Genomic DNA, 24,956 nt, shown 5'->3' with positions numbered 1-24,956 from the left:
CTCGTGGGATTGAGTGTCGACTAGGGCGACCGCATACGTCCGACTTCGGACCACTCAGGGGAACACATGCACATAGCCCGTACCGGGCGCGGCCTCGCGGCCTCCGCCGCCACCGCCGCACTCGTCGCCGCAGGTCTGGCGACCGTCTCCTCGGCCGGCGCCACGAGCGCCGCGCCCGCCGGTGTGCCGCACACCTTCGCGCAGCCGGCCATCGCCGGGCACACGTTCGCTCGCGGCGTGGCCAGCCCGCTCCCCATCGCCCAGTGCCAGGCCAAATGGCACATCAACTGCTACAACCCGCTCCAGTACAGAACCGCGTACAACCTCAACGCGCTGTACAAGAAGGGCATCACGGGCAAGGGGCGCACGATCGTCATCGTGGACTCCTTCGGCTCGCCGACGATCCAGCACGACCTGGACGTCTACAGCAAGCAGTTCGGGCTGAAGAGCACCAAGGTCAATGTCGTGAAGTGGGGCAAGGTGCCCCCGTTCGACCCCAAGAACGCGGACATGACCGGCTGGGCCGGCGAGACCACGCTCGACGTCGAGATGGCGCACGCCGTCGCGCCGGACGCCAAGATCGTGCTGGTGGAGACGGCCGTCGCCGAGACCGAGGGCACCACCGGTCTGCCGGAGATGATGAGCGCCGAGAAGTACATGATCGACCACGGCGTCGGCGACGTCATCAGCCAGAGCTTCGGCGCCACGGAGAACACGTTCCCCGGTTTCGACAAGGGTGACTTCTCCAGCATCAAGAAGCTGCGCTACGCCTTCGAGGACGCGGCCCGCAAGCACGTGACGGTCCTCGCCTCCTCCGGTGACGGCGGCGCCACCGACAGCACCGCGGACGGCAAGGGCTACTACAAGTACCGCGTCAACTCCTGGCCGTCCTCCGACCCGTTGGTCACCTCCATCGGCGGTACGCAGCTCCACCTGAACGACAAGGGCGAGCGCGTCAAGCCCGACAGCGTCTACAACGACTACGGCGCGGGCGGCGGCGGCCAGTCCCACGTCTTCACCCGCCCGTCCTTCCAGAACCGGGTGAAGAACGTCGTCGGCACCCGCCGCGGCACCCCGGACATCTCGATGGCCGCCGCGGTCAACGGCGGTGCCTGGACGTACTCCAGCTACGACCCGACCGCCACCGGCTGGGGCGTCGTCGGCGGCACCAGCGAGGCCAGCCCCCTGTTCTCGGGCATCGTCGCCCTCGCCGACCAGGCGGGCGGCCACCGGGTGGGCGACATCAACCAGGCGCTGTACACGCTTCAGGGCCGCAAGGGCTCCGGCGTCGTCGACGTCAACGACGGCACGGACAACAGCTACCAGGGAGTCCAGGGCTACAAGGCCGTCAAGGGCTACGACATGGCCACCGGCGTGGGCACGCTCAACGCCCTGACCTTCGTCCCCGCCCTGGCGCGCGCGAGCCACGGCTGACGCTCCTCGAAGAGTCGCGTCCACGACGGCCCCGGATCCCCGATCCGGGGCCGTCCCCGTGCCGCCCGCACCCGCGGACGTCCGGGGGGAGGGGTCCGGCGCCGCTGCCTGCCGGTGCCGGACCCCTCTCCGTCGCCGGACCTCTCCGGACCCTCAACCGGAGAAGCCGACGTGCGCGAGCCGCAGGGGCCCGCGCAGTCCGATGCGGACGTCGTGCACGCCCTCGGCGACGAGGCCCGCGCCCAGCGTGGTGTAGGCGTACGGGCCGGCGGTCGGGATGTCCAGGCGCAGGGTCGCGAGCACCGGTCCGCCGTCCAGGGAGAGTTCCAGGACGCCCTCGCCCGCGAGCTGTGCGGTCACCTCGCGCACGCCCGGGCCGAAGTCGCAGGCGCGGTAGACCAGTTCGGCCGTACCACCCTGCGCCGCGGTCACCGCGTCGCCCGCCGTCCGCGTCCGGTCCACGATCGCGGCGCCCGACTGCTCGTCGAAGTCCGCGCCCGCGAGACCGCGCCGGGCCACCGGACGCGGAACCGGCGCGCTGCCCTCCACGCGGAGGGTGGTGCGCAGCCGGATGTCCTCGCTGGAGGCGCCGACCAGCAGCTCGTAGGGGCCCGTCTCCAGGCGCGGGCCGCCGACCGCCACGTCCCAGAACTCCAGCGCGGACAGCGGGACCTCGAAGCACACCTCGGCCCGCTCGCCGGGCGCCAGGCCGAGCCGGCGGTGGGCCAGCAGCTCCCGGCGCGGGCGGGGCACCGACGGCTCCACGGCCCGGCCGTAGAGCTGGACCACCTCGTCCGCCGCCCGGTCCCCGGTGTTCGTCACCGTGCACGCCACGCGCAGGGTGCCCTCGTCGATCCGCGCGGTGAGGCCGGCGTAGCCGAACGACGCGTACGACAGGCCGTGGCCGAAGGGGAACAGCGGGGTGCCCTCGAAGTAGAGGTAGGTCTGGCGGCCGCCGATGACGTCGTAGTCGAGCAGGTCGGGCAGGTCGGCGTCGGAGGCGTACCAGGTCTGCGGGAGCCGGCCCGCGGGGGAGACGTCGCCGGCCAGGACGCGGGCCAGGGCCGCGCCCGCCGCCTGCCCGCCGTGCGCGGTCCACAGGGCGGCCGGGAGCCGGGTCACGTCCACCGCGTACGGATAGGCCGAGGTCAGCACCAGCACCGTGCGCGGGTTCGCGGCGCGGGCCGCCCGCAGCAACCGCCGCTGGTGCCCGGGCAGTTCGAGGGTCGTACGGTCCTCGGTCTCGCGGCCGTTGATGTGCGGGTCGTTGCCCGCGACCACCACGACCACGTCCGCCTGAGCCGCGACCCGCGCCACGGCGTCCTCCCCCCGCTCGACCGTGATCACCTCGAAGACGTCACCGGCGTCCCCGGCCCCGGCAACCTTCACGCCGTCGGCGGCGACCTGCACATGACGACCCGTACCCAGAGCCCTGAGGAGGTGACCGTCGCGGTGCGGTTCGAGGCGGAAGGTCTCCTGGACCACCCAGCCGCCCGGCTGGTCGGCGGAGGCGCGGACGCGGCCGTCCTCGGCCACCGAGAGGTAGCGGCCGTCGGGCGCGCGCAGCGTCAGCACGCCCTCGCCCCAGTCGGCCAGCGCGAACTCGGTGCCGACCGGGTCCGTGGTGAGCGGCGGCAGATCGGTGCGGCCGGCGAGCAGGGCCGGGTCCAGCGCGCCCTCGGCGCCGCGCGCCTCGTCCGGCGCGTCCGTCGCCGGCACGTGCAGGAACGCTCCCGCCGCGGTGCGCAGCCGTACCCGGTCCACGCCCTCGGCGAACTCCACGCGCTCGGCGCCGAACCGCTCGTACAACCCCTCCAGGGGAGTGGAGCGGTGCAGCAGACTGCCGCTGTACCAGTCGAGCTTGCACTCGTCCGCGAGCAGGCCGACCACCGCGATCCGGGTGTCGGGGGCGAGCGGCAGCAGGTCCTCGTCGTTCTTCAGCAGCACGATCGCCTGCTCGGCCGCCTCCCGGGCGAGCGCCCGGTGGGCCGGGGTGTCGAACTCGCCGGTGCCGGCGTGCGGGTCGTAGTGCGGGTCGAACTCGCCGAGCCGGAAGCGGACGGAGAGCTGGCGGCGTACGGCGGTGTCGATGTCGGCCTCGGTCAGCAGGCCCTGCTCATAGGCCCGCCGGACGCGTCCGGTGATCTGCGAGCCGTCCGTGCCGTGGTCGGTGAAGCTGTCCACACCGGCCAGCAGGGCGGCCGCCGTGGCCTCCTCGTGGGTGTCGAAGTAGTGCTCCGCGTCGACCAGGTTGGAGGGCGCGCCCGCGTCCGAGCAGACCAGCAGGTCCTCCTCGGTCCAGGTGCGCAACGGGTCGCGCAGATAGGGCGAGACGTGGTTGGGGCGGCCGTTGACCAGGTTGTACGCGGGCATCACCCCGGCCACCGCGCCCGCCTCGACCGTCTCCCGGAAGGCGCGCAGATCGTACTCGTGCAGCACGCGCGGGCGCACGGAGGCGGAGCAGGTGGCCCGGTCCGTCTCGTTGTTGTGGGCCAGCCAGTGCTTCAGGACGGGCGCGGTGCGCCAGTACAGCGGATGGTCGCCGCGCAGACCGCGCGTGTACGCCGTGGCGATCGCCGAGGTCAGCTTCGGGTCCTCCGCGTAGCCCTCCTCGTTACGGCCCCACAGCGGATGGCGCAGCAGGTTCACCGTCGGGGACCAGACGCTGAGGCCGACCCGCTCGTCCCGGGCCCGCATCGCGCGGACCTCCCTGGACACCGCCTCGCCGACCCGCCGCACCAGCTCCGGGTTCCAGGTGGCGCCGAGCCCGAGGCCCTGCGGGAACACCGTCGCCGGGCCCATCCAGGCCACGCCGTGCAGCGCCTCCTGGCCGGTGCGGAAGGCGGCGATGCCGAGGCGCTCGACGGGGGGTGCGAACTGGTGCAGGAAGGAGATCTTCTCGTCCAGGGTGAGCCGGGCCAGCAGGTCGTCGATGCGCTTCGCGAAGGGCAGACGCGGATCGCGGAACGGCAGGGCGGACGGCGAGTCAACGGTCACGAGCGGTTCCCCTTGCGGATGGAGCGACGAGACGCTTTCGAAGCGCTTCGATGCTCGGTCGAGCACCACTGGAGTGTCAAGGTACCCGGCGTGAAGAAGGTGCACATCCGGCCGACATGCCAAGGGGTGCTGGCGTTGGCGCGACCGCCCGGCGCATCGCGGAAATCTTGGAAGCGACCCTTGTGCGCCCCCATGTGTTCACTTAACCTCGCAGCAACATCGAAGCGCTTCGACTGACCGATTTACACCGAAGCGCGCTTCGCAGCATGTTCCCGCTCAGCCAGATCCACTCGAGACACCGCAGCCGACGGCCACCGCCGGGTGTCCTGGTGCGCCATGAAGGGTTGACGCAATGACGCCGAACGCCGCCTCCGCCTCCTCCGCGCCCAGCCGGAGAAGCTCTCCCAGCCGGCGGAGCTTCCTCGCCTCCACCGCGGTCGCCGCCGCGGCGGTCACCGGGGGGATGCCGCTGCTCACCGCGTGCGGGGCGTCGGACAGCGGGTCCGGCGGCGGCTCCTCCGGCGGCAAGGGCGACAAGCAACTGCTGCCGTCCTACGTCGCCGGCAACGTGGTGGTGCCGGACATCCCCGCGAAGAACGGCTCGGCGATCGGCTTCACGGGCAAGCTCGACCTGGCGACCCTGAAGACCTCGGTGCCGAAGAAGCTCGGCAAGGGCGGCAAGGTGACCGTCATGTCGCCGTTCTGGGGCTCCCCGCCCAAGGGCGACAACGCCTACTACCGGGCGATGAACGACCTGATCGGCGTCGACGTCGTCTGGCAGAACCAGGACGGCAACACCTACGACCAGAAGCTCGGCGCCGTCCTCGCCTCCAGCGACGTCCCGGACGTCGTGGTCGTCCCCAGCTGGAACATGGGCGGCAAGATACCCACCGCCATCATCAACAAGTTCGCCGACCTCGGCCCCTACCTCTCCGGCGACAAGGTCAAGGACTACCCCAACCTCGCCGCGATCCCGACCGACGCCTGGCAGCGCTGCATCATCGGCGGCAAGCTGCGCGGCCTGCCGCAGCCCTCCCCGTACGTCACCGGGATCGTGCCGCTCTACCGCAAGGACATCTTCGACAAGCAGGGCTACCAGGTCCCGCGCTCGGCCGACGAGTTCACGGCCCTGTGCAAGGAGATCACCAACGCCAAGGCCAGGCGCTGGGCCTGCCTGGACATGAAGTGGACCGCCTGGCAGATGTTCGGCGTGCTCTCCGGCAGCGAGAAGCCGCTCGGCTGGAACCTCGTCGACGGCAAGCTGGTCAACCGCATCGAGACCCAGGAGTACCTCGAAGCGCTGGAGTGGACCCGCAAGCTCTTCGCCGCCGGATACGTCCACCCCGACGCCATGATGGGCAAGAACGCCCCCGACCCGGGACCCAAGTTCGCGGCCGGCGAGTTCCTGATCTACTCCAACAACATCAGCCAGTGGTGGGGCCGCACTGCCGAACAGGCCGTACAGAACCCGCAGTTCAAGATCTGGGGCATGGACGTCTACGGCCACGACGGCGGCGACCCGCACCTGTGGGCCGAACAGCCCGCCGGCATCTTCGCCTTCATCAACAAGAAGGCATCGGAGTCCGTGATCCGCGACGCGCTCGCCGTCGCCAACGTCACCGCCGCGCCGTACGGCACCAAGGAGTACATGCTCACCAACTACGGTGTGCAGGGCGCCGACTACACGGTCAAGAACGGCGTGCCGGTCAAGACCACCCAGGGCAACAACGAGGTCCTCAACGCCTACGTCATGGTCGCGAGCCCCGCCGCCACCATCGCCCACCCCGACTTCCCCGAGGTCGCCAAGGCGCAGGTCGAGTGGCAGCAGCGGATGGGTTCCTTCACCAAGAAGTCCAGCTTCTGGGGCCAGATGATCACCGAGCCCTCCCGCTACACCAACCTCGGCAACGACCTCGAGCAGCTGGAGGACGACATCACCCGCGGCCGCAAGAAGATCAGCGACATGCAGCAGGCCGTCTCCGACTGGAAGAGCGGCGGCGGGGACAAGCTGCGCGACTGGTACAAGAAGCTCCTCGACGAGAACGGCACGGCGGCCGGCTGAGGCGAGGCACGAGGCAAGGAGACGGCCGTGTCCCACAGCACGGCGCCTCGGAGCAGGGCCGGGGCGGACGACAGGGCGGGGAAGACCCCGCCGGCACCGGACGGCGCCGACGGGACCCGTAAGGACGGCAGGACGACGGAGGCCGGCAAGCCGAGCCTGCGCCGCAGATTCAGACGGGACCGCGTCCTGCTGCTGATGACGCTGCCCGCGGTCCTGCTGATCCTGGTGTTCAACTACGTGCCGATCCTCGGCAACATCGTCGCGTTCCAGGACTACGACCCCTACGTCAGCGACAACGGCATCGTCTCGATGCTGCACAGCGCCTGGGTCGGCCTGGACAACTTCCAGCGGATCTTCGCGGACTCGGCCTTCTGGAACGCCGTCCAGAACACCCTGGTCCTGTTCGTCCTGCAGCTCGTCCTCTACTTCCCGGTTCCGATCCTGCTCGCGCTGCTCATCAACAGCGTGGTCAGGCCAAGGGTCCGGGCGTTCGCCCAGGCGGTGCTCTACCTCCCCCACTTCTTCTCGTGGGTGCTGGTCATCGCCGTCTTCCAGCAGCTCTTCGGCGGCGCGGGCGTGCTGTCGCAACTGCTGCGCCGGCACGGGTACAACGGCCTGGACATCATGACCAACCCCTCCACCTTCAAGTTCCTCGTCACGGCGGAGGGGGTCTGGAAGGACGCGGGCTGGGGGATCATCATCTTCCTCGCCGCGCTGGCCTCGGTCAGCCCCGACCTGTACGAGGCGGCGGCGATGGACGGCGCGGGCCGCTGGCGCCGCATGTGGCACGTCACGCTGCCCGCGCTGCGCCCGGTGATCGCGCTGCTGCTGGTGCTGCGGGTCGGCGACGCCCTGACCGTCGGCTTCGAGCAGATCCTGCTCCAGCGCGACGCGGTCGGCCCCGGCGCGGCGGAGGTCCTCGACACCTTCGTCTGGTGGAACGGCGTGCGCAACCAGGACTTCGGCTACGCGGCCGCCGCCGGTCTGATCAAGGGCGTGGTCAGCGTCGGACTGGTCCTCGCCGCGAACAAGGTGGCCCATCTCATGGGCGAGCAGGGGGTGTACAAGAAGTGACCGCCGTCATCGACAAGCCGGCCGTCCGGGAGCGGCGGCCGTCCCGGTGGGCCGCCCCGCCCCGCCCGGTGTGGGAGGAGGAACCGAGCAGGGCCGGCCTGGCGGGCAAGGGCCTCGTCCTGACCCTGGCCTGCCTCGGCATCCTCTTCCCGCTGTGGATCGTGATCGTCACCAGCCTGTCGTCCCGGAAGACGATCGACGCGGCGGGCGGGCTGGTGATCATCCCGAAGGGGATCACGTTCGTCGCGTACCAGGAGTTGCTGAGCGGCGGCCAGGTCACCCGGGCCGCGGTCATCAGCATCCTGGTCACGCTGGTCGGCACGCTGTTCTCGATGGCGGTGTCGGTCCTGTGCGCGTACGGGCTGTCCCGCATCGGCTCGCTGGGCCACCGCTGGTTCCTCATGTTCCTGCTGGCCACGATGTTCTTCAGCGCGGGTCTGATCCCGACGTACCTTCTTGTCCAGTCCCTGGGCCTGATGGACAGCTACCTGGCGCTGATCCTGCCGAGCGCGGTGAGCGTGTTCAACATCCTCGTCCTGCGCGGGTTCTTCATGGGCATCTCGCAGGAGCTGATCGACAGCGCGCGCATCGACGGCGCAGGGGACTTCCGGATCCTGTGGCAGATCGTCATGCCGCTGTCGCGGGCCGTGCTGGCGGTCATCACCCTGTTCTACGCGGTGGGGTACTGGAGCGCCTGGTTCAACGCGTCGCTGTACCTCAACGACCAGGACAAGATGCCGCTGCAGAACGTCATGATCCAGCTGGTGCAGAAGCAGCAGGCCCCGGTGGGACTCTCGCAGGCCATCAAGACGGGGCAACTGTCGGGGCTGGCGGTGCAGATGGCGGTCATGGTGATGGCCCTGCTGCCGGTGGCGGTCCTGTCGCCGTTCGTCCAGAAGCACTTCAGGAAGGGGATGCTGACGGGGGCGGTGAAGGGATGACCGGGCGCCTGCCGACAGGGGCGGTTCCGCCTCGTCGGCGACCGCGGACGCGTCGCGGCCGGTCGCGCCCACGCGCCGGCAGCCGCGCCTCCGACACGGCCCCGCACCCCTTCGCGCGTGGTCTGCCGCGGTCAGCCGCACCGCCGGATCGGCGCTCACCCGGCTGCGGCCGTAGGCCTGGTCCGGCCATCGGTCTCCACCGGGCGCGGCTCGCTCGGCCGCGGTCAGTCGTGCCGGCGGGGCGGTGCCCGCCCGGCGGCTGCGGCCGTAGACCCCGTCCGGCCGTCGGCGCCCGCGCGGCACGGCTCGCGTAGCCGTGGGGGCGGCTCCCGGCCCGAGGCGAAGGCGGCAGCCGCACAGCGCCGGCAGGCGTCCCCACCCCCCGCCCACCAGTCCGCCCCCGCCCACCGAGGTGTCCCCATGCCCACCCCCACCCGCAGAACCGTCCTCGCCGGCACCGCGGCCACCGCGGCCGTGCTCGCCCTCCCCACCCAGGCAAGAGCAGCGGAGGAAACGGCCGGCGCCTCGCAGAGATACCGATGGCGCAACGCCGTCATCGGCGGCACCGGCTTCGTCACCGGAATCCTCTTCCACCCCACCGCCCCCGGCCTCGCCTACGCCCGCACGGACATCGGCGGCGCCTACCGCTGGGACGAGGACACCGCCCGCTGGACCCCCCTCACCGACCAACTCGGCTGGGACGACTGGAACCTCCTCGGTGTGGAGGCCCTCGCCGTGGATCCGGCCCACCCGGACCGGCTCTACCTCGCCCTCGGCACCTACGCCCAGTCCTGGGCCGGCAACGGAGCCGTCCTGCGGTCGCGGGACCGCGGCGCGACCTGGCAGCGCACCGATCTCACCGTGAAACTCGGCGCCAACGAGGACGGCCGCGGCACCGGCGAACGCCTCCTCGTCGACCCCCGGGACAGCGACACCCTCTGGCTCGGTACCCGCCACGACGGACTCCTCACGTCGACCGACCGGGGCGTCACCTGGGCCAAGGACACCGCCTTCCCGGTCACCCCGGCCGCCGGCGGCCAAGGCGTCACCCTCCTCCTCGCCGTCGGACGCACCGTCTACGCCGGCTGGGGCGACTCCGACGGCACCACCGCGAACCTCTTCCGCACCACCGCCGGCGGCACCGGCTGGGAACCCGTCCCCGGACAGCCCTCCGGCGCCACCGCCAAGGTCCCGATCCGCGCCGCCCACGACCCGCACACCCGCGCGCTGTACGTGACGTACGCGAACGCCCCCGGCCCGAACGGTCAGACCGACGGCAGCGTCCGCCGGCTGGACACCGCGACCGGCACCTGGACCGACGTCACCCCGGTCGCCCCCGGCGGCACCGACACCTTCGGGTACGGCGCAGTCGCCGTCACCGCCCACCGCCCCGGCACCGTCGTCGTCTCCACCAACAACCGCTGGTCCGCCGGCGACACCCTGTACCGCAGCACCGACGGCGGCCGCAGCTGGGTCTCGCTGAAGGACACCGCCGTCCTCGACGTCTCCGAGACGCCGTACCTGACGTGGGGCGAGGCCGCGCCCACGTTCGGGTGGTGGATCCAGGCCGTCGCCGTCGACCCGTACGACTGCCGGAACGTCCTCTACGGCACCGGCGCCACCATCTACGGCACCCGGGACCTGCGCCGTTTCGCCCCGCGGATCCGGGGGCTGGAGGAGACCTCGGTCCGGCAGCTCATCTCGCCGCCCACCGGCACCGCCCACCTGATCAGCGGCAACGGCGACATCGGCGTCCTCTACCACGAGCGCCTCACGGCCTCCCCGGCAAGCGGCATGGCCACCAACCCCGTCTTCGGGACGGCCACCGGGCTCGCGCAGGCCGCGGCGAAACCGTCGTACGTCGTGCGCACCGGCTGGGGCGACCACGGCAACGGAGCCTTCTCCGCCGACGGCGGGCAGACCTGGGCGCCCTTCCCCAGCCAGCCGTCTCTCGGCAAGGACGCCCCGGGACCGATCGCCGTCAGCGCCGACGGCGGCGTGCTGCTGTGGACCTTCGTGCACGGGGACGGCACCAAGTACCCCGCCCAGCGTTCGGCCGACGGGGGCGCGACCTGGGCCGAGGTGGCCAGGTACCCGAAGGGCGCCACCCCGCTCGCCGACCCCGCCGACCCCGCCGTCTTCTACGCCTACGACACCGACACGGGCACCCTGTGCGCCAGCACCGACAGCGGCCGTACCTTCGCCGCCCGCGCCACCGGACTGCCCTCCGGGGACAGCCAGTTCCAGCTCGCCATCGCCCCGCAGGGCGGCGGTGACCTGTGGCTCAGCACCAAGGGGAACGGGCTGTACCGGTCCACCGACGCAGGCAGGAGCTTCGCCAGGGTCGGCAGTGCCCGGGCCGCCCACACCCTCGGGTTCGGGATGGCCGCACCCGGCGCCGGCTACCCGGCGATCTACCTCGTCGGCAGCACGGACGGCTCCCTCACCGCCGTCCACCGCTCCGACGACCAGGCCGCGTCCTGGGTCCGCATCAACGACGACGCCCACCAGTGGGGCTGGACCGGGCAGGCGATCACCGGCGATCCGCGCCTGTACGGCCGCGTGTACCTCGCCACCAACGGACGCGGCGTCCAGTACGGGGAGCCCGCATGAGACCGACCCTCGCCGACGCCACCCGGGGCCGCATCCTCTTCGGCGGCGACTACAACCCCGAGCAGTGGCCCGAGGAGACCTGGCAGGACGACGTCCGGCTCATGAAGGAGGCCCGGGTCAACTCCGTGACCCTCGGTGTCTTCTCCTGGGCGAAGCTCGAACCCGAGCCGGGAGCACGGGAGTTCGGCTGGCTGGACCGGCTCATGGACCTCCTGCACGGCCACGGCGTCGGCGTCGTCCTCGCCACCCCGACCGCCTCCCCGCCGCCGTGGATGGGGCGGCTGCACCCGGACACCCTGCCCCGGGACGCCGACGGGCGGACCGAGTGGTGGGGCGGCCGGCAGCACTTCTCGCACTCCAGCGCCACCTACCGCCGCTACGCCGCCGCCATCACCGAGGACCTCGCCGCCCGCTACGGCACCCACCCGGCCCTCACGATGTGGCACATCAACAACGAGTACTGCACCTTCGACTACGGCGACGAGGCCGCCGCGGCCTTCCGCCGCTGGCTGCGGGAGAAGTACGGCACCCTGGACGCGCTCAACTCGGCCTGGGGCACCGCCTTCTGGAGCCAGGGCTACGACACGTGGGACGGCATCCTCCCGCCCCGGCACGCGCACTATCTGAAGAACCCCACTCAGGTGCTGGACTTCCGCCGCTTCACCTCCGACATGCTCCTGGAGTGCTTCACGGCCGAACGGGACATCGTCCGCCGGTACACCCCGCACATCCCCGTCACCAGCAACTTCATGCCGCTGTGGATCGGCCAGGACGCCTGGCGCTGGGCCGCGGAGGAGGACGTCGTCTCCGTCGACCTCTATCCCGACCCGCGCGATCCGCTCGGCGGGCAGCGCGGTGCGCTCGTGCACGACCTCACCCGCTCGCAGGCCCGCGGGCCGTGGATGCTCATGGAGCAGGCGGCCGGACCGGTCAACTGGCGCGGGGTCAACCACCCCAAGCCGCGCGGCCTCAACCGGCTGTGGACCCTGCAGGCCGTGGCCCGGGGCGCCGACGCCGTCTGCTACTTCCAGTGGCGCCAGTCCCGCCAGGGCGCCGAGAAGTTCCACTCCGGGATGGTCAGCCACGCGGGGGAGGACGGCCGCACCTACCAGGAGGTCCGGCGCATCGGGGCCGAACTCGCCGCGCTGGGCGAAGAGGCGACGGGCACGCGGACACCGGCCGAGGTCGCGGTCCTGCACGACTGGCACTCCTGGTGGGCCGGTGCGCACGAAGGACGGCTGTCGGGCGAGGTGGATCTGCCCCAGGTGCTGACCGCCTGGCACCGGGCACTCTGGGAAGCCCACCTGACCTGCGACTTCGCCCATCCGGAGCACGACCTGTCCGGCTACCGGCTCGTCGTCGTCCCGCAGCTCTACCTCCTCACCGACACCGCCGTCGAGAACCTGCTGGCCTACGTCCGGGGCGGTGGCACCCTCGTCTGCGGCTTCCTCACCGGTGTCGCCGACGAGGACGACCGGGTCAGGCCCGGCGGCATGGACGCCCGGCTGCGCGAGCTGTTCGGCATCCGCACCCTGCACGAGTGGTGGCCCCTGGAGGCCGGCGAGACGGTGGCGTGCGAGGGCTTCCGCGGGACGCTGTGGTCGGAGGAGATCGAGGCCGCGCCCGGGGTCGCCGAGGCCGTGCCGTACCGGGGCGGCGAGCTGGACGGCCTGCCCGCAGTCCTGCGCAACGGCCGCGCCTGGTACGTCTCCACGCTGCCCGAGCCGGACGCCCTGCGCGAGCTGCTCGCCTCCGTCGCCGCCGGGGCCGGGGTGCGCCCGGTGCTGGCGGGGCTGCCGGTCGGGGTCGAGGCGGTGCGCCGGGGCGAGCTGCTGTTCCTGCTCAACCACGGGCGGGAGCCGGCCACCGTCGAGGTGCCGGGCAGCCATCGCGAGCTGCTCGGCGGTGGGACGGTCACCGGGTCCCTCACCCTCGGCCGGTACGGAGCGGCGGTGCTGCGGTCATGAGCCACGCCCCGGCCCGCGGACCCGTTCACGGGACCTGGGAGCCGACGCCGGCGGCGCGCTGGGAGGACGCCTTCCTGAGCGGGAACGGCCACCACGGCGTCCTTGTGTTCGGTGACCCGGACGAGGAACGGGTCGTCGTCACCCAGCACACCCTGGTCCGGCCGAACGGCGGCGAGCACGCCCGGCCGCCCCGGCTCGCCGACCGGCTCACCGATCTCCAGGACCGGCTGCTCGCCGGGGAGCCGACCGCCGCCGAGGGCTTCACCGACGGCCGGCCGCTGCAGTGGGTGCAGCCCTTCCACCCCGCGTTCGAGATCCGGCTGCGCCGCACCGGCGGCGGTGGCTTGGCCGGCTACCGCCGGGCCGTCGACTTCCGCACCGGCGAAGTCACCACCGCCTGCGAGGACTTCGGTGCCCGCGTCTTCGTCTCCCGCGCGGACGACGTGATCGTGCACGAGATCACCGGGGCCGACCTCGACATCCGCCTCGACCACCGGCTGCCGGGCGCCCCTGCCGGGCTGCGGGTCGGCCACGGCGCGCTGCTCACCCCCGAGGGCGCCCTGCTGAGCCTGCGCGCCCGCTATCCCGGCAGCGACCGCGCCTACACCGGGGTGAGCCTCGTCGTCGCCGTCGGCGGCGGCGCCGAGCTGGCCCCGCCCGGCGTCCGCGTCACCGGCGCCCGCTCGGTGCTGCTGCTCACCCGCGTGCTGCGGCACACCGGCGAGGCCGACGTGGTCGCCGAGGGCCGGCTGCTGCGGCACCTGGCAGCCGCCCCCGAGCGGCCGTACGACGACCTCCTCGCCCGGCACCTGGCCCTGCACGGCACCGCCTACCGGCGGGTCGCACTGGACCTCGGGGCCGACCCCGCCGAGCGCGCGCTGCCCGGCTCGGAGCTGCTGGCGCGCCCGCACAGCCCCGCCCTGCTGGAACGCCTCTTCGCCGCCGGCCGCTACCACCTGCTCTCCAGCAGCGGTCTGCTGCCGCCCCGGCTCACCGGAGTGTGGACCGGCGACTGGGACACCGCCTGGTCCGGGGCGTTCACCGCCAACGCCAACCTCAACCTGCAGACCGCCGCCGCGGCCGCCGCCGCACTGCCCGAGGTCACCGAGGCGCTCGCCCGCCTCGTCGCCGGGCAACTGCCGCACTGGCGGGAGAACGCCCGCGCGCTCTTCGGCACCCGGGGTGTGGTCGCGCCCTCGCACACCGACGGAGAGTCCGGGCTGACGTACCACTTCAGCCGCGAGTACCCGCTGCACCTGTGGACGGCGGGCGCGGACTGGCTGCTCAAGCCGCTCGTCGACCACGACGAGACCCGAGGCGAGCGGGACCCGCGCACCGCCGCCGCCCTCGCCGAGACCGCCGTCTTCTACGAGGACTTCCTCAGCCGCACCGACGCGGACGGCCGGCTCGTCGTCGTGCCCTCCTACTCGCCCGAGAACCGGCCCGCGAACGCGAGCTGGGGCGCTCTCAACGCGGCCATGGACCTCTCCGCCGCCCGCCATGCCCTGCTCACCGCGGCCCGCTACCACCCCGAACGCGCCCGAAGCTGGCGGGAGTTGGCCGAACGGCTGCCGCCGCACCGGATCAACGCCGACGGCGCGCTCGCCGAGTGGGCCTGGCCGGGACTGGAGGACACCTACGACCACCGCCACCTCAGCCACCTGTACGGCGTCTGGCCGCTGGACGAGATCAACCCCTACGACACCCCCCGCCTGGCCGCCGCCGCGCACCGCGCCCTCGCCCTGCGCGGCGCGGAGAACCACTCGGCGCACGGCCATCTGCACCGCGCCCTGATCGCGGCACGGCTGCGGGACGCGGCGCTGGCCGCACACGCCCTGCGCCAGGTCCTCGACGGCGACTTCTTCCACGCCTCGCTGATGAGCGCCCACTACCCGCAGCGCGACGTCTACAACGCGGACGCCGCGCACACCCTGCCCGGCCTCCTGATCGAACTGCTCGTCCAGTCCACCCCCGGCCGGCTGGTCCTGCTGCCCGCCGTGCCGGACGCCTTCCCGTCCGGCCGACTGCGCGGCGTACGCACCCGGTTCGGCACCGTGATCGACCTGAGCTGGGGCCCGGACGGCGCCCGCGCCGTGCTCCGGCCGAGCCGCACCACCCGCGTCGAACTGCGGACTTCCTCCGGCGCCAGGCCGCTCGACCTGGTCGCCGGAGAAGACCGCGTCCTCACCCTGGGGACGTGGTGACTCCCCGCAACTCCCCCCACCCATGGAAAGGGACACCATGGCAACACGCACACTGAGCAGGATCGCGACGGCCCTCGTCGCCCCCGCCCTGGCCCTCGGCGCCTGCGTCGGCCTCGCCGCGGCCCCCGCCTCCGCCGCCGTCTGGTCCTCCTGCGGCCAGTGGGCCAGCACCACGCTGAACGGCTACACCCTCTACAACGACATCTGGGGCTCCGGCGCCGGCACCCAGTGCATCTGGGCCAACTCCGGCACCAACTGGGGCGTCAACGCCAACCACCCCAACACCGGCGGCATCAAGTCCTACCCCAACGCCACGAAGGCGATCAACAAGTCGGTCGGCTCGCTGTCCTCGCTCACCAGCAGCTACAACGTCACCGTCCCGTCGTCCGGCGCCTACGAGACGGCGTACGACATCTGGGACACGAGCCACAAGTACGAGATCATGCTGTGGGTCAACAAGACCGGCGCCGTCGGCCCGCTCGGCACTTCGCAGGGCACCGTCAGCCTCGGCGGCTCCACCTGGACCGTCTACAAGGGCAACAACGGCTCCAACGACGTGTTCTCCTTCGTCCGCGGCGCCAACTCCAGTTCCGGCACGGTCAACGTCCTGCCCATCCTGAAGTGGATCAAGGACACCAAGGGCTGGTTCGGCGACGTGACGATCGGTGACTTCCAGTTCGGCTTCGAGATCACCTCGTCCGCGGGCGGGCTGGGCTTCACCGTCAACAGCGAGAGCGTCAGCAGCAGCTGAGCCGCCCGCACCGCGCGAGAGGGGCCGGTCCCGGGCGGGACCGGCCCCTCCCCGCCTGTCGCCTACTCGGCGATCGGCAACTCGGCACCGTCCCGCAGGAACAGCGGGATCCGCTCCAGCGGTGCCGCCACCGTCACCGCCGTACCGCCCTCGTACACCGTGCCCGTCCAGGCGTCCGTCCAGCTCGCGCCCGCCGGGAGGTACGCCGTACGGGCCGTGGCCCCGGCCGTCAGCACCGGGGCGACCAGCAGGTCCCGGCCGAAGAGGTAGGCGTCGTCCACCGACCAGGCCGCCTGGTCGTCCGGGAACTCCAGGAACAGCGGGCGCATCACCGGCAGCCCCTCCTCGTGCGCCTGGCGCATGACGGTCATGACGTACGGCTTCAGGCGTTCGCGCAGACGCAGGTACTTCTCCAGGACCGCGCCCGCCTCCTCGCCGTAGGACCACACCTCGTTCGGGCCGCCGGTCATCTCCGGGCCGAGCGGCAGGCCCGGGTCACGGAAGCCGTGCAGCCGCATCAGCGGGGACAGCGCGCCGAACTGGAACCAGCGGACCATCACCTCGCGGTACGACGGGTCGTCCGGGTCGCCGCCGTGGAAGCCGCCGATGTCGGTGTTCCACCACGGGATGCCGGACAGCGCGGTGTTGAGGCCGGCCGCGATCTGCCGGCGCAGGGTCGCGAAGTCGGTGCCGATGTCACCGGACCACAGGGCCGCGCCATGGCGCTGGCTGCCCGCCCACGCCGAGCGGTTGAGCGAGACGACCTCCGTCTCCCCCGCCGCCAGCAGGCCCTCGTGCACCGTGCGGGCGTTCTCGCGCGGGTACAGGTTGCCGACCTCCAGGCCGGGGCCCGCCCAGTAGCGCAGGTTCTCGGCGAAGCCGGGCTTCAGCTCCGGCTCGCACGCGTCCATCCAGAAGGCCGTGATCCCGTACGGCACCAGGTAGTTGTCCCGCAGCCTCGACCACACGAAGTCGCGGGCCTCGGGGTTGGTGGCATCGTAGAACGCCACCTGGACGGTGGAGGCGACCTCTTTGTCCGGCCAGTCGGCGTGCGCCATCGGACCGTACTGGGTGCCGATGAACCAGCCGCGCTGCTCCATGAGCTGGTGGTTCTCGGAGAGCGGGGACACCGACGGCCACACGGACACGACCAGCTTGATGCCCAGCTCGTCCAGCTCGCGGACCATGGCCGCCGGGTCGGGCCACTCCTTCGGGTCGAACGTCCAGTCGCCGAGGTGCGTCCAGTGGAAGAAGTCGCACACGATCGCCGAGATCGGCAGGCCCCGGCGCTTGTACTCCCGGGCCACCGCGAGGAGTTCGTCCTGGGTGCGGTAGCGCAGCTTGCACTGCCAGAAGCCCGCCGCCCACTCCGGCAGCATCGGCGAACGGCCCGTCACCGCGCTGTAGTTGCGCTGGCCGTCGGCCGGGGAGCCCGCCGTGATCCAGTAGTCGATCTGCCGGGCCGAGTCCGCGACCCAGCGCGTGCCGTTGCCCGCCAGCTCCACGCGGCCGATCGCCGGGTTGTTCCACAGCAGCGTGTAGCCCCGGCTGGACACCAGCACCGGGACGCTCACCTCGCTGTTGCGCTGGACGAGGTCCAGCACCAGGCCCTTCTGGTCCAGCCGGCCGTGCTGGTGCTGGCCGAGGCCGTAGAGCCTCTCGTCCTCGTAGGCGGCGAAGCGCTGCTCCAGGCGGTGGTAGCCGTTGCCGACCGCCGTGTACAGGCGCGGGCCGGGCCACCAGAAGTGGGCCCGCTCCTCGGCGAGCAGCTCGCCGCCGTCGTCGGTGCGCAGGAAGCGGAGCATGCCCTCGGCGCTCACCGTGACGGTCAGCGCGCCGACCGTCAACTCGCCTTCCGCCTCAGTGGCGTTGACCGTCGCCTCGGCGGCGGGCGGAGCGTCGAGGAGTGCCCCCGGCAGCCCCTCCAGCACCGGGCCGCCGAGCCGGGCCCGCACCCGGACCGCGTCCGGACCCCACGGTTCGATCCGCACCGTCTCCTGACGGCCGCTCCACTCCAGCGCCCCGCCCCGCACCTGGACGCGGCCGACGGTGGGGGAGGACTGGGCGAGAGAGACCTTGGGCTGCGCGAGGGCAGGCTGAGTACCGGCGGACTGGTTCACGGCGGCTCCCGGGATGAGGAGTGCGGACAGGGACGCAGGCAGGGGGTGCGCCCGGGCAGGGGCACGGTCGGTGAAGCTCGGAGGAAGGTCAGGACACGGCCGGTGCCGGTCCCGTACTCGCCCGCACGGTCAGCTCGGGCGCCAGCAGCGCGACCCCGTCGCCGCCCCGCCCGTCCAGCTTGGCCACCAGGTGCTCCACGGCGCGGCGGCCCATCTCCTGCGCGGGGATGGCGACCGAGGTCAGCCGCACCGAGGCCTGGACGGCGACCTGGTCCGGGCAGATCGCGACCACGGAGACGTCCTCGGGCACGGCACGGCCCTGCTGGCGCAACAGCGCGAGCAGCGGCTCGACCGCCGACTCGTTCTGGACCACGAACCCGGACGTGCCCGGCCGCTCGTCGAAGATCCGGGCCAGGGTGAGGGCCATCGCGTCGTACCCGCCCTCGCACGGCCGGTGCAGCACCCGCGCGCCCGCCTCGCGGGCCCGGGAGCGCAGTCCGTCGAGGGTGCGCTCGGCGAAGCCGGTGTGCCGCTCGTAGACGGCCGGGGCCTCGCCGATGACAGCGATGTCACGGTGACCGAGGCCCGCCAGGTGCTCCACGCACAGCGCGCCGGTCGCCGTCCAGTCCAGATCCACGCAGGTCAGCCCGGTCGTGTCGGCGGGCAGCCCGATCAGGACCGAGGGCTGGTCGGTCCCCCGCAGCAGTGGCAGCCGCTCGTCCTCCAGCTCGACGTCCATCAGGATCATCGCGTCGGCGAGACCGCTGCCGGTGACACGGCGCACCGCGTCCGGCCCCTCCTCGCCGGTGAGCAGCAGGACGTCGTAGCCGTGCGTCCGGGCCGTGGTGGCCACCGCGATGGCGATCTCCATCATCACCGGCACGTACATGTCGGTGCGCAGCGGGATCATCAGCGCGATGATGTTCGACCGGTTGCTCGCGAGCGCCCGGGCGCCGGCGTTCGGGTGGTAGCCCAGTTCCCGGATGCTCTGTTCGACCCGCTGCCGGGTGGTCGCGGAGATGGACCGCTTGCCGCTGAGGACGTAGCTCACCGTGCTCGCCGAGACTCCGGCGTGCTGGGCGACCTCGGCAAGGGTGACCATCCGGCTCTCCAGGCTATGTGAAGCGCTTCGACGGAGCGCGTGACCGACTAAGGCGAGTGAGGGTGAGATTGACACTAGCTTCAGCGGGGGTGGGGTGTCCATAGGCTGTCGAAGCGCTTCGACAGCGATTCCGGCGTTTTCCGGAAACCGAGGCTACGGCAGCCCTTCGGCGGGCGGTGACCGCAAGGGGGCGGTACCCGCAGCGTCCCGCTTCCGGTCGATATCGGCTGAACGGACGCGCGAGGGGTGGTGGGGTCGCCCCGTTTCGGGTACCAACGATCCAGTAGCACTGGTCGGTAGCGAACGGTCCGCAGTCATCCCTCTTCGCGGCGAGGTGAGCCTCATGTCCGCCCCCACCACCCCCCGAACCACCGTCACCGAGCGGGAAGCCCGCCGGGTGGCGGAGGCCGCCCGGGAACAGGACTGGCGCAAGCCCAGCTTCGCCAAGGAACTGTTCCTCGGGAGGTTCCGGCTCGACCTCATCCATCCGCATCCGCTCCCGGACGAGGAGTCGGTCCGGCGCGGCGAGCAGTTCCTCGCCGAACTGCGCGCCTTCTGCGAGGCGACGATCGACTCGGCCCGCATCGAGCGCGAGGCCCGCATCCCCGACGAGGTCGTGGCGGGCCTGAAGGAACTCGGCGCCCTCGGCATGAAGATCGACCCCAAGTACGGCGGTCTCGGCCTGAGCCAGCTCTACTACAACAAGGCCCTCGCCCTGGTCGGCTCCGCGAGCCCCGCCGTCGGCGCGCTGCTCTCCGCCCACCAGTCGATCGGCGTGCCCCAGCCGCTGAAGCTGTTCGGCACCCAGGAGCAGAAGGACGCCTTCCTGCCCCGCTGCGCCCGCACCGACATCTCCGCCTTCCTGCTCACCGAGCCGGACGTGGGCTCCGACCCGGCCCGCCTCGCCACCACGGCCGTACCCGACGGGGACGACACGTACGTCCTCGACGGAGTGAAACTGTGGACCACCAACGGGGTGGTCGCCGACCTGCTCGTCGTCATGGCGCGGGTGCCGGCGTCGGAGGGGCACAAGGGCGGTATCACCGCGTTCGTGGTGGAGGCCACCTCGGAGGGCGTCACCGTCGAGAACCGCAACGCCTTCATGGGGCTGCGCGGCATCGAGAACGGCGTCACCCGCTTCCACCAGGTCCGCGTCCCGGCGGCCCACCGGATCGGCCCCGAGGGCGCGGGCCTGAAGATCGCGCTCACCACCCTGAACACCGGCAGGCTGTCGCTGCCCGCGATGTGCGCCGGCGCCGGGAAGTGGTGTCTGAAGATCGCGCGCGAGTGGTCGGCGGAGCGCGAGCAGTGGGGCAAGCCGGTGGCGCTGCACGAGGCCGTCGGCTCCAAGATCAGCTTCATCGCGGCGACGACGTTCGCCCTGGAGGCCCTTCTCGACCTGTCCTCCCAGATGGCCGACGAGGACCGCAACGACATCCGCATCGAGGCCGCGCTCGCCAAGCTCTACGGCTCCGAGATGGCCTGGCGGATGGCCGACGAACTGGTCCAGATCCGCGGCGGCCGGGGCTACGAGACGGCCGAGTCGCTGCGGGCCCGCGGCGAACGGGCGGTCCCGGCCGAGCAGATGCTGCGCGACCTGCGCATCAACCGCATCTTCGAGGGCTCGACGGAGATCATGCACCTGCTGATCGCCCGCGAGGCCGTCGACGCCCACCTCTCGGTCGCCGGTGACCTCATCGACCCCGACAAGCCCCTGTCGGACAAGGCGAGGGCGGGCGCGAACGCGGGCGTGTTCTACGCCAAATGGCTGCCGAAGCTGATCGCGGGGCCGGGACAACTGCCCATGGCGTACGGCGAGTTCAAGAACGGCATCGACCTGTCCGGGCATCTGCGCTACGTCGAGCGCACCGCCCGCAAGCTGGCCCGCTCCACCTTCTACGCCATGTCCCGCTGGCAGGGCCGGATGGAGACCAAGCAGGGCTTCCTCGGGCGGGTCGTGGACATCGGCGCCGAGCTGTTCGCGATGAGCGCGGCCTGTGTCCGCGCCGAGCGGCTGCGGGGCGAGGGCGAGCACGGCCGAGAGGCCTACCAGCTGGCCGACGCCTTCTGCCGGCAGGCCCGCGTCCGGGTCGAGGAACTCTTCGGCCGGCTGTGGACCAACACGGACGACCTCGACCGCAAGGTGGTCAAGGCCGTCCTGGCCGGGTCCTACACCTGGCTGGAAGAAGGGGTCGTCGACCCGTCCGGGGACGGCCCGTGGATCGCGGACGCGACCCCCGGACCGGCCACACGGGAGAGTGAACGCCGCCCCTTCGGCGGCTGAGCCGGTCCGCCGGCCGGCGGGTGCCTGGGGTCAGCGGCCCCAGGTGCCCTGGTTCACGGCGCAGTTCCAGCCCGAGCCGTGCAGGGTGAACTTCACCGCGTAGGAGCGGGTGCTGAGCAGATGCGCGGGGATCCGCATGCCGAGGCTCGCCCTGCCCTTGAAGGTCCCCGTGGCGACGGTCACCGACGTCGAGGAGTTGTGGGTGATCCGGCCGCCGGTCGCCCGGGCCGTGCCGAAGCGGAGGTTCCTGACGTCGGTGACGTTGAAGGTGACGTTCCGGAAGCTCTTGGTCGTCCCGCTCTTGATCCCGAAGTACAGGCCCCCGTTCGTGACCCAGTTGTGGGAGTCGATGTAGAAGCGGCTGGGGTAGACGATGTCGATCGGGCAGCCGGTGGCCTCCGGCGTCCGCGTGGCGGCGGCCGCGCCGCCCGCGAGCCCGAGCTGGGCGGCGGCCAGGAGGCCGGTCGTGGCCAGGACGGCCGTGGTCGTACGCATGCGGTTCATGAGGGTGACTCCTCCCCGTTTCGCCCTACTTGACGGGCGCCACGGGAAGGATGCCATCAACCGCGCCCCGGCGTGCGGGTTTTCGCGGTACGTCAGCAGCACCGGTGACCGGCACCGCCGGCATCCCGCCCGATCATCGCATGATCTTCACCGGCATTTCACAAGGGGAATATCACTCCATCCAGTCACGAAACCTGTCAACGCACCCGCCCGGGGGACGCCCTGTCCGGAGCGCGGCCCGATGCGGCAACAATGGAGAGATGACCGACAGCCCCGCCCATCCGGCACCCCTCGCCGACCCGCACCGCGTCTACGACCCCCTCGCGGGCGACGGCCCCAAGGACGTGGTGATCCTCGGCTCCACGGGATCCGTCGGCACGCAGGCCATCGACCTCGTGCTGCGCAACCCCGGCCGCTTCCGGGTCACCGCCCTGTCCGCGAACGGCGGCCGCACCGCCCTCCTCGCCGAGCAGGCCCGCCGGCTGCGGGTGCACACCGTGGCGGTCGCCCGCGAGGACGCCGTACCGGCCCTGCGTGAGGCGCTCGCCGCCGAGTACGGTGCCGGGGAGCCGCTGCCCGAGATCCTCGCCGGACCGGACGCGGCCAGCCGGCTCGCCGCCTCCGACTGCCACACGGTCCTGAACGGCATCACCGGCTCCATCGGGCTCGCCCCGACCCTCGCCGCCCTGGAGGCGGGCCGCACCCTCGCCCTCGCCAACAAGGAGTCGCTGATCGTCGGCGGCCCGCTGGTCAAGGCGCTCGCCGAGCCCGGCCAGATCATCCCGGTCGACTCCGAGCACGCCGCCCTCTTCCAGGCGCTGGCGTCGGGGACGCGGGCGGACGTCCGCAAGCTGGTGGTGACGGCGTCCGGCGGCCCCTTCCGCGGCCGCAGCAGGGACGACCTCGCCCAGGTGACCGTCGAGGACGCCCTCGCACACCCCACCTGGGCGATGGGCCCGGTGATCACGATCAACTCCGCGACCCTCGTCAACAAGGGTCTGGAGGTCATCGAGGCACACCTCCTCTACGACATTCCCTTCGACCGCATTGAGGTGGTCGTGCATCCCCAGTCGTATGTCCACTCGATGGTCGAGTTCACCGACGGATCCACGATCGCCCAGGCGACGCCCCCCGACATGCGCGGGCCCATCGCCATCGGTCTGGGCTGGCCCGAGCGCGTCCCCGACGCGGCGCCCGCCTTCGACTGGAGCAAGGCCTCCACCTGGGAGTTCTTCCCGCTGGACAACGAGGCCTTCCCGTCGGTGAGCCTCGCCCGGCACGTGGGGCGGCTCGCGGGCACGGCCCCGGCGGTGTTCAATGCGGCCAACGAGGAGTGCGTCGAGGCCTTCCTGGGCGGCGCACTGCCCTTCAACGGGATCATGGAGACCGTCACCCGGGTCGTCGAGGAGCACGGCACCCCGGCCACGGGAACCTCGCTCACCGTGTCGGACGTCCTCGAAGCGGAGACCTGGGCCCGCGCCCGGGCCCGCGAACTCACAGCCACGACGGCGAGCGCGGAGGCGCGTGCATGACGACCTTGATGTTCATCCTCGGCATAGCGGTCTTCGCGGTGGGCCTGCTCGTCTCGATCGCGTGGCACGAGCTGGGGCACCTGTCCACGGCCAAGCTCTTCGGCATCCGTGTGCCGCAGTACATGGTGGGCTTCGGCCCGACCGTCTGGTCGCGGAAGAAGGGCGACACCGAGTACGGCGTCAAGGCGATCCCGCTCGGCGGCTACATCCGCATGATCGGCATGTTCCCGCCCGACGACGAGGGCCGGGTCTCCGCCCGCTCCACCTCGCCGTGGCGCGGCATGATCGAGGACGCCCGCTCGGCCGCCTACGAGGAGCTGCAGCCCGGCGACGAGACGCGCATGTTCTACACGCGCAAGCCGTGGAAGCGCGTGATCGTGATGTTCGCGGGCCCCTTCATGAACCTGGTCCTCGCGGTCGCCCTCTTCTTCACGGTCCTGATGGGCTTCGGCATCCAGCAGCAGACCACCACCGTCGCCTCCGTCTCGCCCTGCGTCATCGCCCAGAGCGAGAACCGCGACAGCTGCAGGAAGTCCGACCCCGCGTCCCCGGCCCAGGCCGCCGGCATGCAGAAGCGCGACAAGATCGTCTCCTTCGACGGCAAGCGGACCAAGGACTGGAACACGCTGTCGGACCTGATCCGCGACAGCGCCGGCAAGACGGTCCCGATCGTCGTGGACCGAGGCGGCAGGCAGGTCACCCTGCACGCCACCATCGCCACGAACCTGGTCGCCAAGAAGGACTCCAGCGGCCAGTACGTCCGGGGCAAGTACGTCAAGGCCGGCTTCCTCGGCTTCAGCTCCGCCACCGGCGTCGTGAAGATGGGCTTCGGCGGCTCGGTGACCTGGATGACCGACCGCGTCGGCGACGCCGTCGACTCCCTGGCCGCCCTGCCCGCCAAGATCCCGGCGCTGTGGAACGCGGCCTTCGGCAACGGCCCGCGCGAACCCGACTCCCCGGTCGGCATCGTCGGCGCCGCCCGCATCACCGGCGACATCGCCACCCTCGACATCCCCGCCTCCCAGCAGGTGGCGATGTTCGTGATGCTGCTCGCCGGCTTCAACCTCTCCCTGTTCCTGTTCAACATGCTCCCGCTGCTCCCGCTCGACGGCGGGCACATCGCGGGCGCCCTGTGGGAGGCGCTGCGGCGGAACCTGGCCCGGGTGCTGCGCCGCCCGGACCCAGGCCCCTTCGACGTGGCCAAGCTGATGCCGGTGGCGTACGTCGTGGCGGGGATCTTCGTCTGCTTCACCGTCCTGGTGCTCATCGCGGACGTGGTTAACCCGGTGAAAATCTCCTAGCCACCGCGTGTTCGAAGCGGCCCGGAAAGGTATCTGAACGATGCCTCCCGGGCCGCCTTCCATCGGGTGG

The 24,956-nt window shown here is 71.9% G+C and carries 15 protein-coding genes; 11 read left to right on the top strand and 4 right to left on the bottom strand.

Going from position 1 to position 24,956, the window contains the following annotated elements:
* The first annotated feature begins 66 nt into the window (after window positions 1–66).
* Window positions 67–1,434: a S53 family peptidase gene (locus ACZ60X_RS20410; RefSeq protein WP_469600217.1), complete on the top strand. Its 1,368-nt coding sequence runs from the start codon at window positions 67–69 to the stop codon at window positions 1,432–1,434.
* A gap of 153 nt (window positions 1,435–1,587) precedes the next feature.
* Here ACZ60X_RS20410 and ACZ60X_RS20405 read toward each other — a convergent pair whose 3' ends face one another.
* The gene (locus ACZ60X_RS20405; RefSeq protein ID WP_469600215.1) at window positions 1,588–4,431 is read right to left on the bottom strand and encodes a glycoside hydrolase family 3 C-terminal domain-containing protein; all 2,844 of its coding nucleotides are present in this window, start codon (window positions 4,429–4,431) and stop codon (window positions 1,588–1,590) included.
* A gap of 352 nt (window positions 4,432–4,783) precedes the next feature.
* Between ACZ60X_RS20405 and ACZ60X_RS20400 the strand changes: the two genes are divergently transcribed.
* From ACZ60X_RS20400 to ACZ60X_RS20370, 7 genes are all read left to right on the top strand, one after another.
* Complete coding sequence (locus ACZ60X_RS20400) at window positions 4,784–6,493, top strand: extracellular solute-binding protein (RefSeq protein WP_469600213.1); 1,710 nt, start codon at window positions 4,784–4,786, stop codon at window positions 6,491–6,493.
* A 27-nt stretch (window positions 6,494–6,520) separates the two neighbouring features.
* Window positions 6,521–7,567: an ABC transporter permease gene (locus ACZ60X_RS20395; protein WP_469600211.1), complete on the top strand. Its 1,047-nt coding sequence runs from the start codon at window positions 6,521–6,523 to the stop codon at window positions 7,565–7,567.
* Window positions 7,564–8,508 carry a carbohydrate ABC transporter permease gene (locus ACZ60X_RS20390; protein WP_469600209.1) on the top strand — a complete coding sequence of 315 codons (945 nt, stop codon included), beginning with the start codon at window positions 7,564–7,566 and terminating at the stop codon, window positions 8,506–8,508. Before ACZ60X_RS20395 ends, ACZ60X_RS20390 begins: the two co-directional genes overlap by 4 nt.
* A 420-nt stretch (window positions 8,509–8,928) precedes the next feature.
* Window positions 8,929–11,121, top strand: coding sequence for a 1,4-beta-glucanase (locus ACZ60X_RS20385; RefSeq protein WP_469600207.1), 2,193 nt, complete (start codon window positions 8,929–8,931; stop codon window positions 11,119–11,121).
* Entirely contained in the window at window positions 11,118–13,088 is a 1,971-nt protein-coding gene (locus ACZ60X_RS20380; RefSeq protein ID WP_469600205.1) for a beta-galactosidase, read from the top strand. The genes ACZ60X_RS20385 and ACZ60X_RS20380 overlap by 4 nt, the downstream gene beginning before the upstream one ends.
* Complete coding sequence (locus ACZ60X_RS20375) at window positions 13,085–15,292, top strand: glycosyl hydrolase family 95 catalytic domain-containing protein (RefSeq protein WP_469600203.1); 2,208 nt, start codon at window positions 13,085–13,087, stop codon at window positions 15,290–15,292. The genes ACZ60X_RS20380 and ACZ60X_RS20375 overlap by 4 nt, the downstream gene beginning before the upstream one ends.
* A gap of 37 nt (window positions 15,293–15,329) precedes the next feature.
* Window positions 15,330–16,043, top strand: coding sequence for a glycoside hydrolase family 12 protein (locus ACZ60X_RS20370; protein WP_469600200.1), 714 nt, complete (start codon window positions 15,330–15,332; stop codon window positions 16,041–16,043).
* 62 nt (window positions 16,044–16,105) lie between these two features.
* Here ACZ60X_RS20370 and ACZ60X_RS20365 read toward each other — a convergent pair whose 3' ends face one another.
* Together ACZ60X_RS20365 and ACZ60X_RS20360 are read right to left on the bottom strand one after the other, a co-directional pair.
* Window positions 16,106–18,163 (bottom strand): glycoside hydrolase family 31 protein, encoded by a 2,058-nt coding sequence (locus ACZ60X_RS20365; protein ID WP_469600198.1) that lies wholly within the window; start codon window positions 18,161–18,163, stop codon window positions 16,106–16,108.
* Window positions 18,164–18,251: 88 nt separating this feature from the next.
* Window positions 18,252–19,265 (bottom strand): LacI family DNA-binding transcriptional regulator, encoded by a 1,014-nt coding sequence (locus ACZ60X_RS20360; RefSeq protein WP_469600196.1) that lies wholly within the window; start codon window positions 19,263–19,265, stop codon window positions 18,252–18,254.
* A gap of 343 nt (window positions 19,266–19,608) precedes the next feature.
* On the opposite strand from ACZ60X_RS20360, the gene ACZ60X_RS20355 reads away from it, so the two are divergent.
* Window positions 19,609–21,549 carry an acyl-CoA dehydrogenase family protein gene (locus tag ACZ60X_RS20355; protein ID WP_469600194.1) on the top strand — a complete coding sequence of 647 codons (1,941 nt, stop codon included), beginning with the start codon at window positions 19,609–19,611 and terminating at the stop codon, window positions 21,547–21,549.
* Window positions 21,550–21,579: 30 nt separating this feature from the next.
* Here ACZ60X_RS20355 and ACZ60X_RS20350 read toward each other — a convergent pair whose 3' ends face one another.
* Window positions 21,580–22,053, bottom strand: coding sequence for a hypothetical protein (locus ACZ60X_RS20350; protein WP_469600192.1), 474 nt, complete (start codon window positions 22,051–22,053; stop codon window positions 21,580–21,582).
* Between the two features lie 260 nt (window positions 22,054–22,313).
* Here ACZ60X_RS20350 and dxr point away from each other — a divergent pair, with 260 nt between their 5' ends.
* Both dxr and ACZ60X_RS20340 read left to right on the top strand, forming a co-directional pair.
* A complete protein-coding gene (gene dxr, locus ACZ60X_RS20345; protein ID WP_469600190.1) occupies window positions 22,314–23,585 on the top strand; it encodes a 1-deoxy-D-xylulose-5-phosphate reductoisomerase in 1,272 nt (423 codons plus the stop codon).
* An 8-nt stretch (window positions 23,586–23,593) separates the two neighbouring features.
* Window positions 23,594–24,886 (top strand): M50 family metallopeptidase, encoded by a 1,293-nt coding sequence (locus ACZ60X_RS20340; protein ID WP_469600738.1) that lies wholly within the window; start codon window positions 23,594–23,596, stop codon window positions 24,884–24,886.
* Window positions 24,887–24,956 lie beyond the last annotated feature (70 nt).

The organism is Streptomyces sp. NPDC104106 (assembly GCF_055584345.1).
Note: the sequence above shows the minus strand (reverse complement) of the source record. Positions and strands in the feature narration are given on the sequence as shown.

Excerpts from the sequence above, each read along its gene's own strand:
- ACZ60X_RS20360 (WP_469600196.1), bottom strand. The coding sequence starts at position 19,265 with ATGGTCACCCTTGCCGAGGTCGCCCAGCACGCCGGAGTCTCGGCGAGC.
- ACZ60X_RS20340 (WP_469600738.1), top strand. The coding sequence starts at position 23,594 with ATGTTCATCCTCGGCATAGCGGTCTTCGCGGTGGGCCTGCTCGTCTCG.
- ACZ60X_RS20375 (WP_469600203.1), top strand. The coding sequence starts at position 13,085 with ATGAGCCACGCCCCGGCCCGCGGACCCGTTCACGGGACCTGGGAGCCG.
- ACZ60X_RS20370 (WP_469600200.1), top strand. The coding sequence starts at position 15,330 with ATGGCAACACGCACACTGAGCAGGATCGCGACGGCCCTCGTCGCCCCC.
- ACZ60X_RS20350 (WP_469600192.1), bottom strand. The coding sequence starts at position 22,053 with ATGAACCGCATGCGTACGACCACGGCCGTCCTGGCCACGACCGGCCTC.
- ACZ60X_RS20385 (WP_469600207.1), top strand. The coding sequence starts at position 8,929 with ATGCCCACCCCCACCCGCAGAACCGTCCTCGCCGGCACCGCGGCCACC.
- dxr (WP_469600190.1), top strand. The coding sequence starts at position 22,314 with ATGACCGACAGCCCCGCCCATCCGGCACCCCTCGCCGACCCGCACCGC.
- ACZ60X_RS20400 (WP_469600213.1), top strand. The coding sequence starts at position 4,784 with ATGACGCCGAACGCCGCCTCCGCCTCCTCCGCGCCCAGCCGGAGAAGC.
- ACZ60X_RS20380 (WP_469600205.1), top strand. The coding sequence starts at position 11,118 with ATGAGACCGACCCTCGCCGACGCCACCCGGGGCCGCATCCTCTTCGGC.
- ACZ60X_RS20355 (WP_469600194.1), top strand. The coding sequence starts at position 19,609 with ATGTCCGCCCCCACCACCCCCCGAACCACCGTCACCGAGCGGGAAGCC.
- ACZ60X_RS20410 (WP_469600217.1), top strand. The coding sequence starts at position 67 with ATGCACATAGCCCGTACCGGGCGCGGCCTCGCGGCCTCCGCCGCCACC.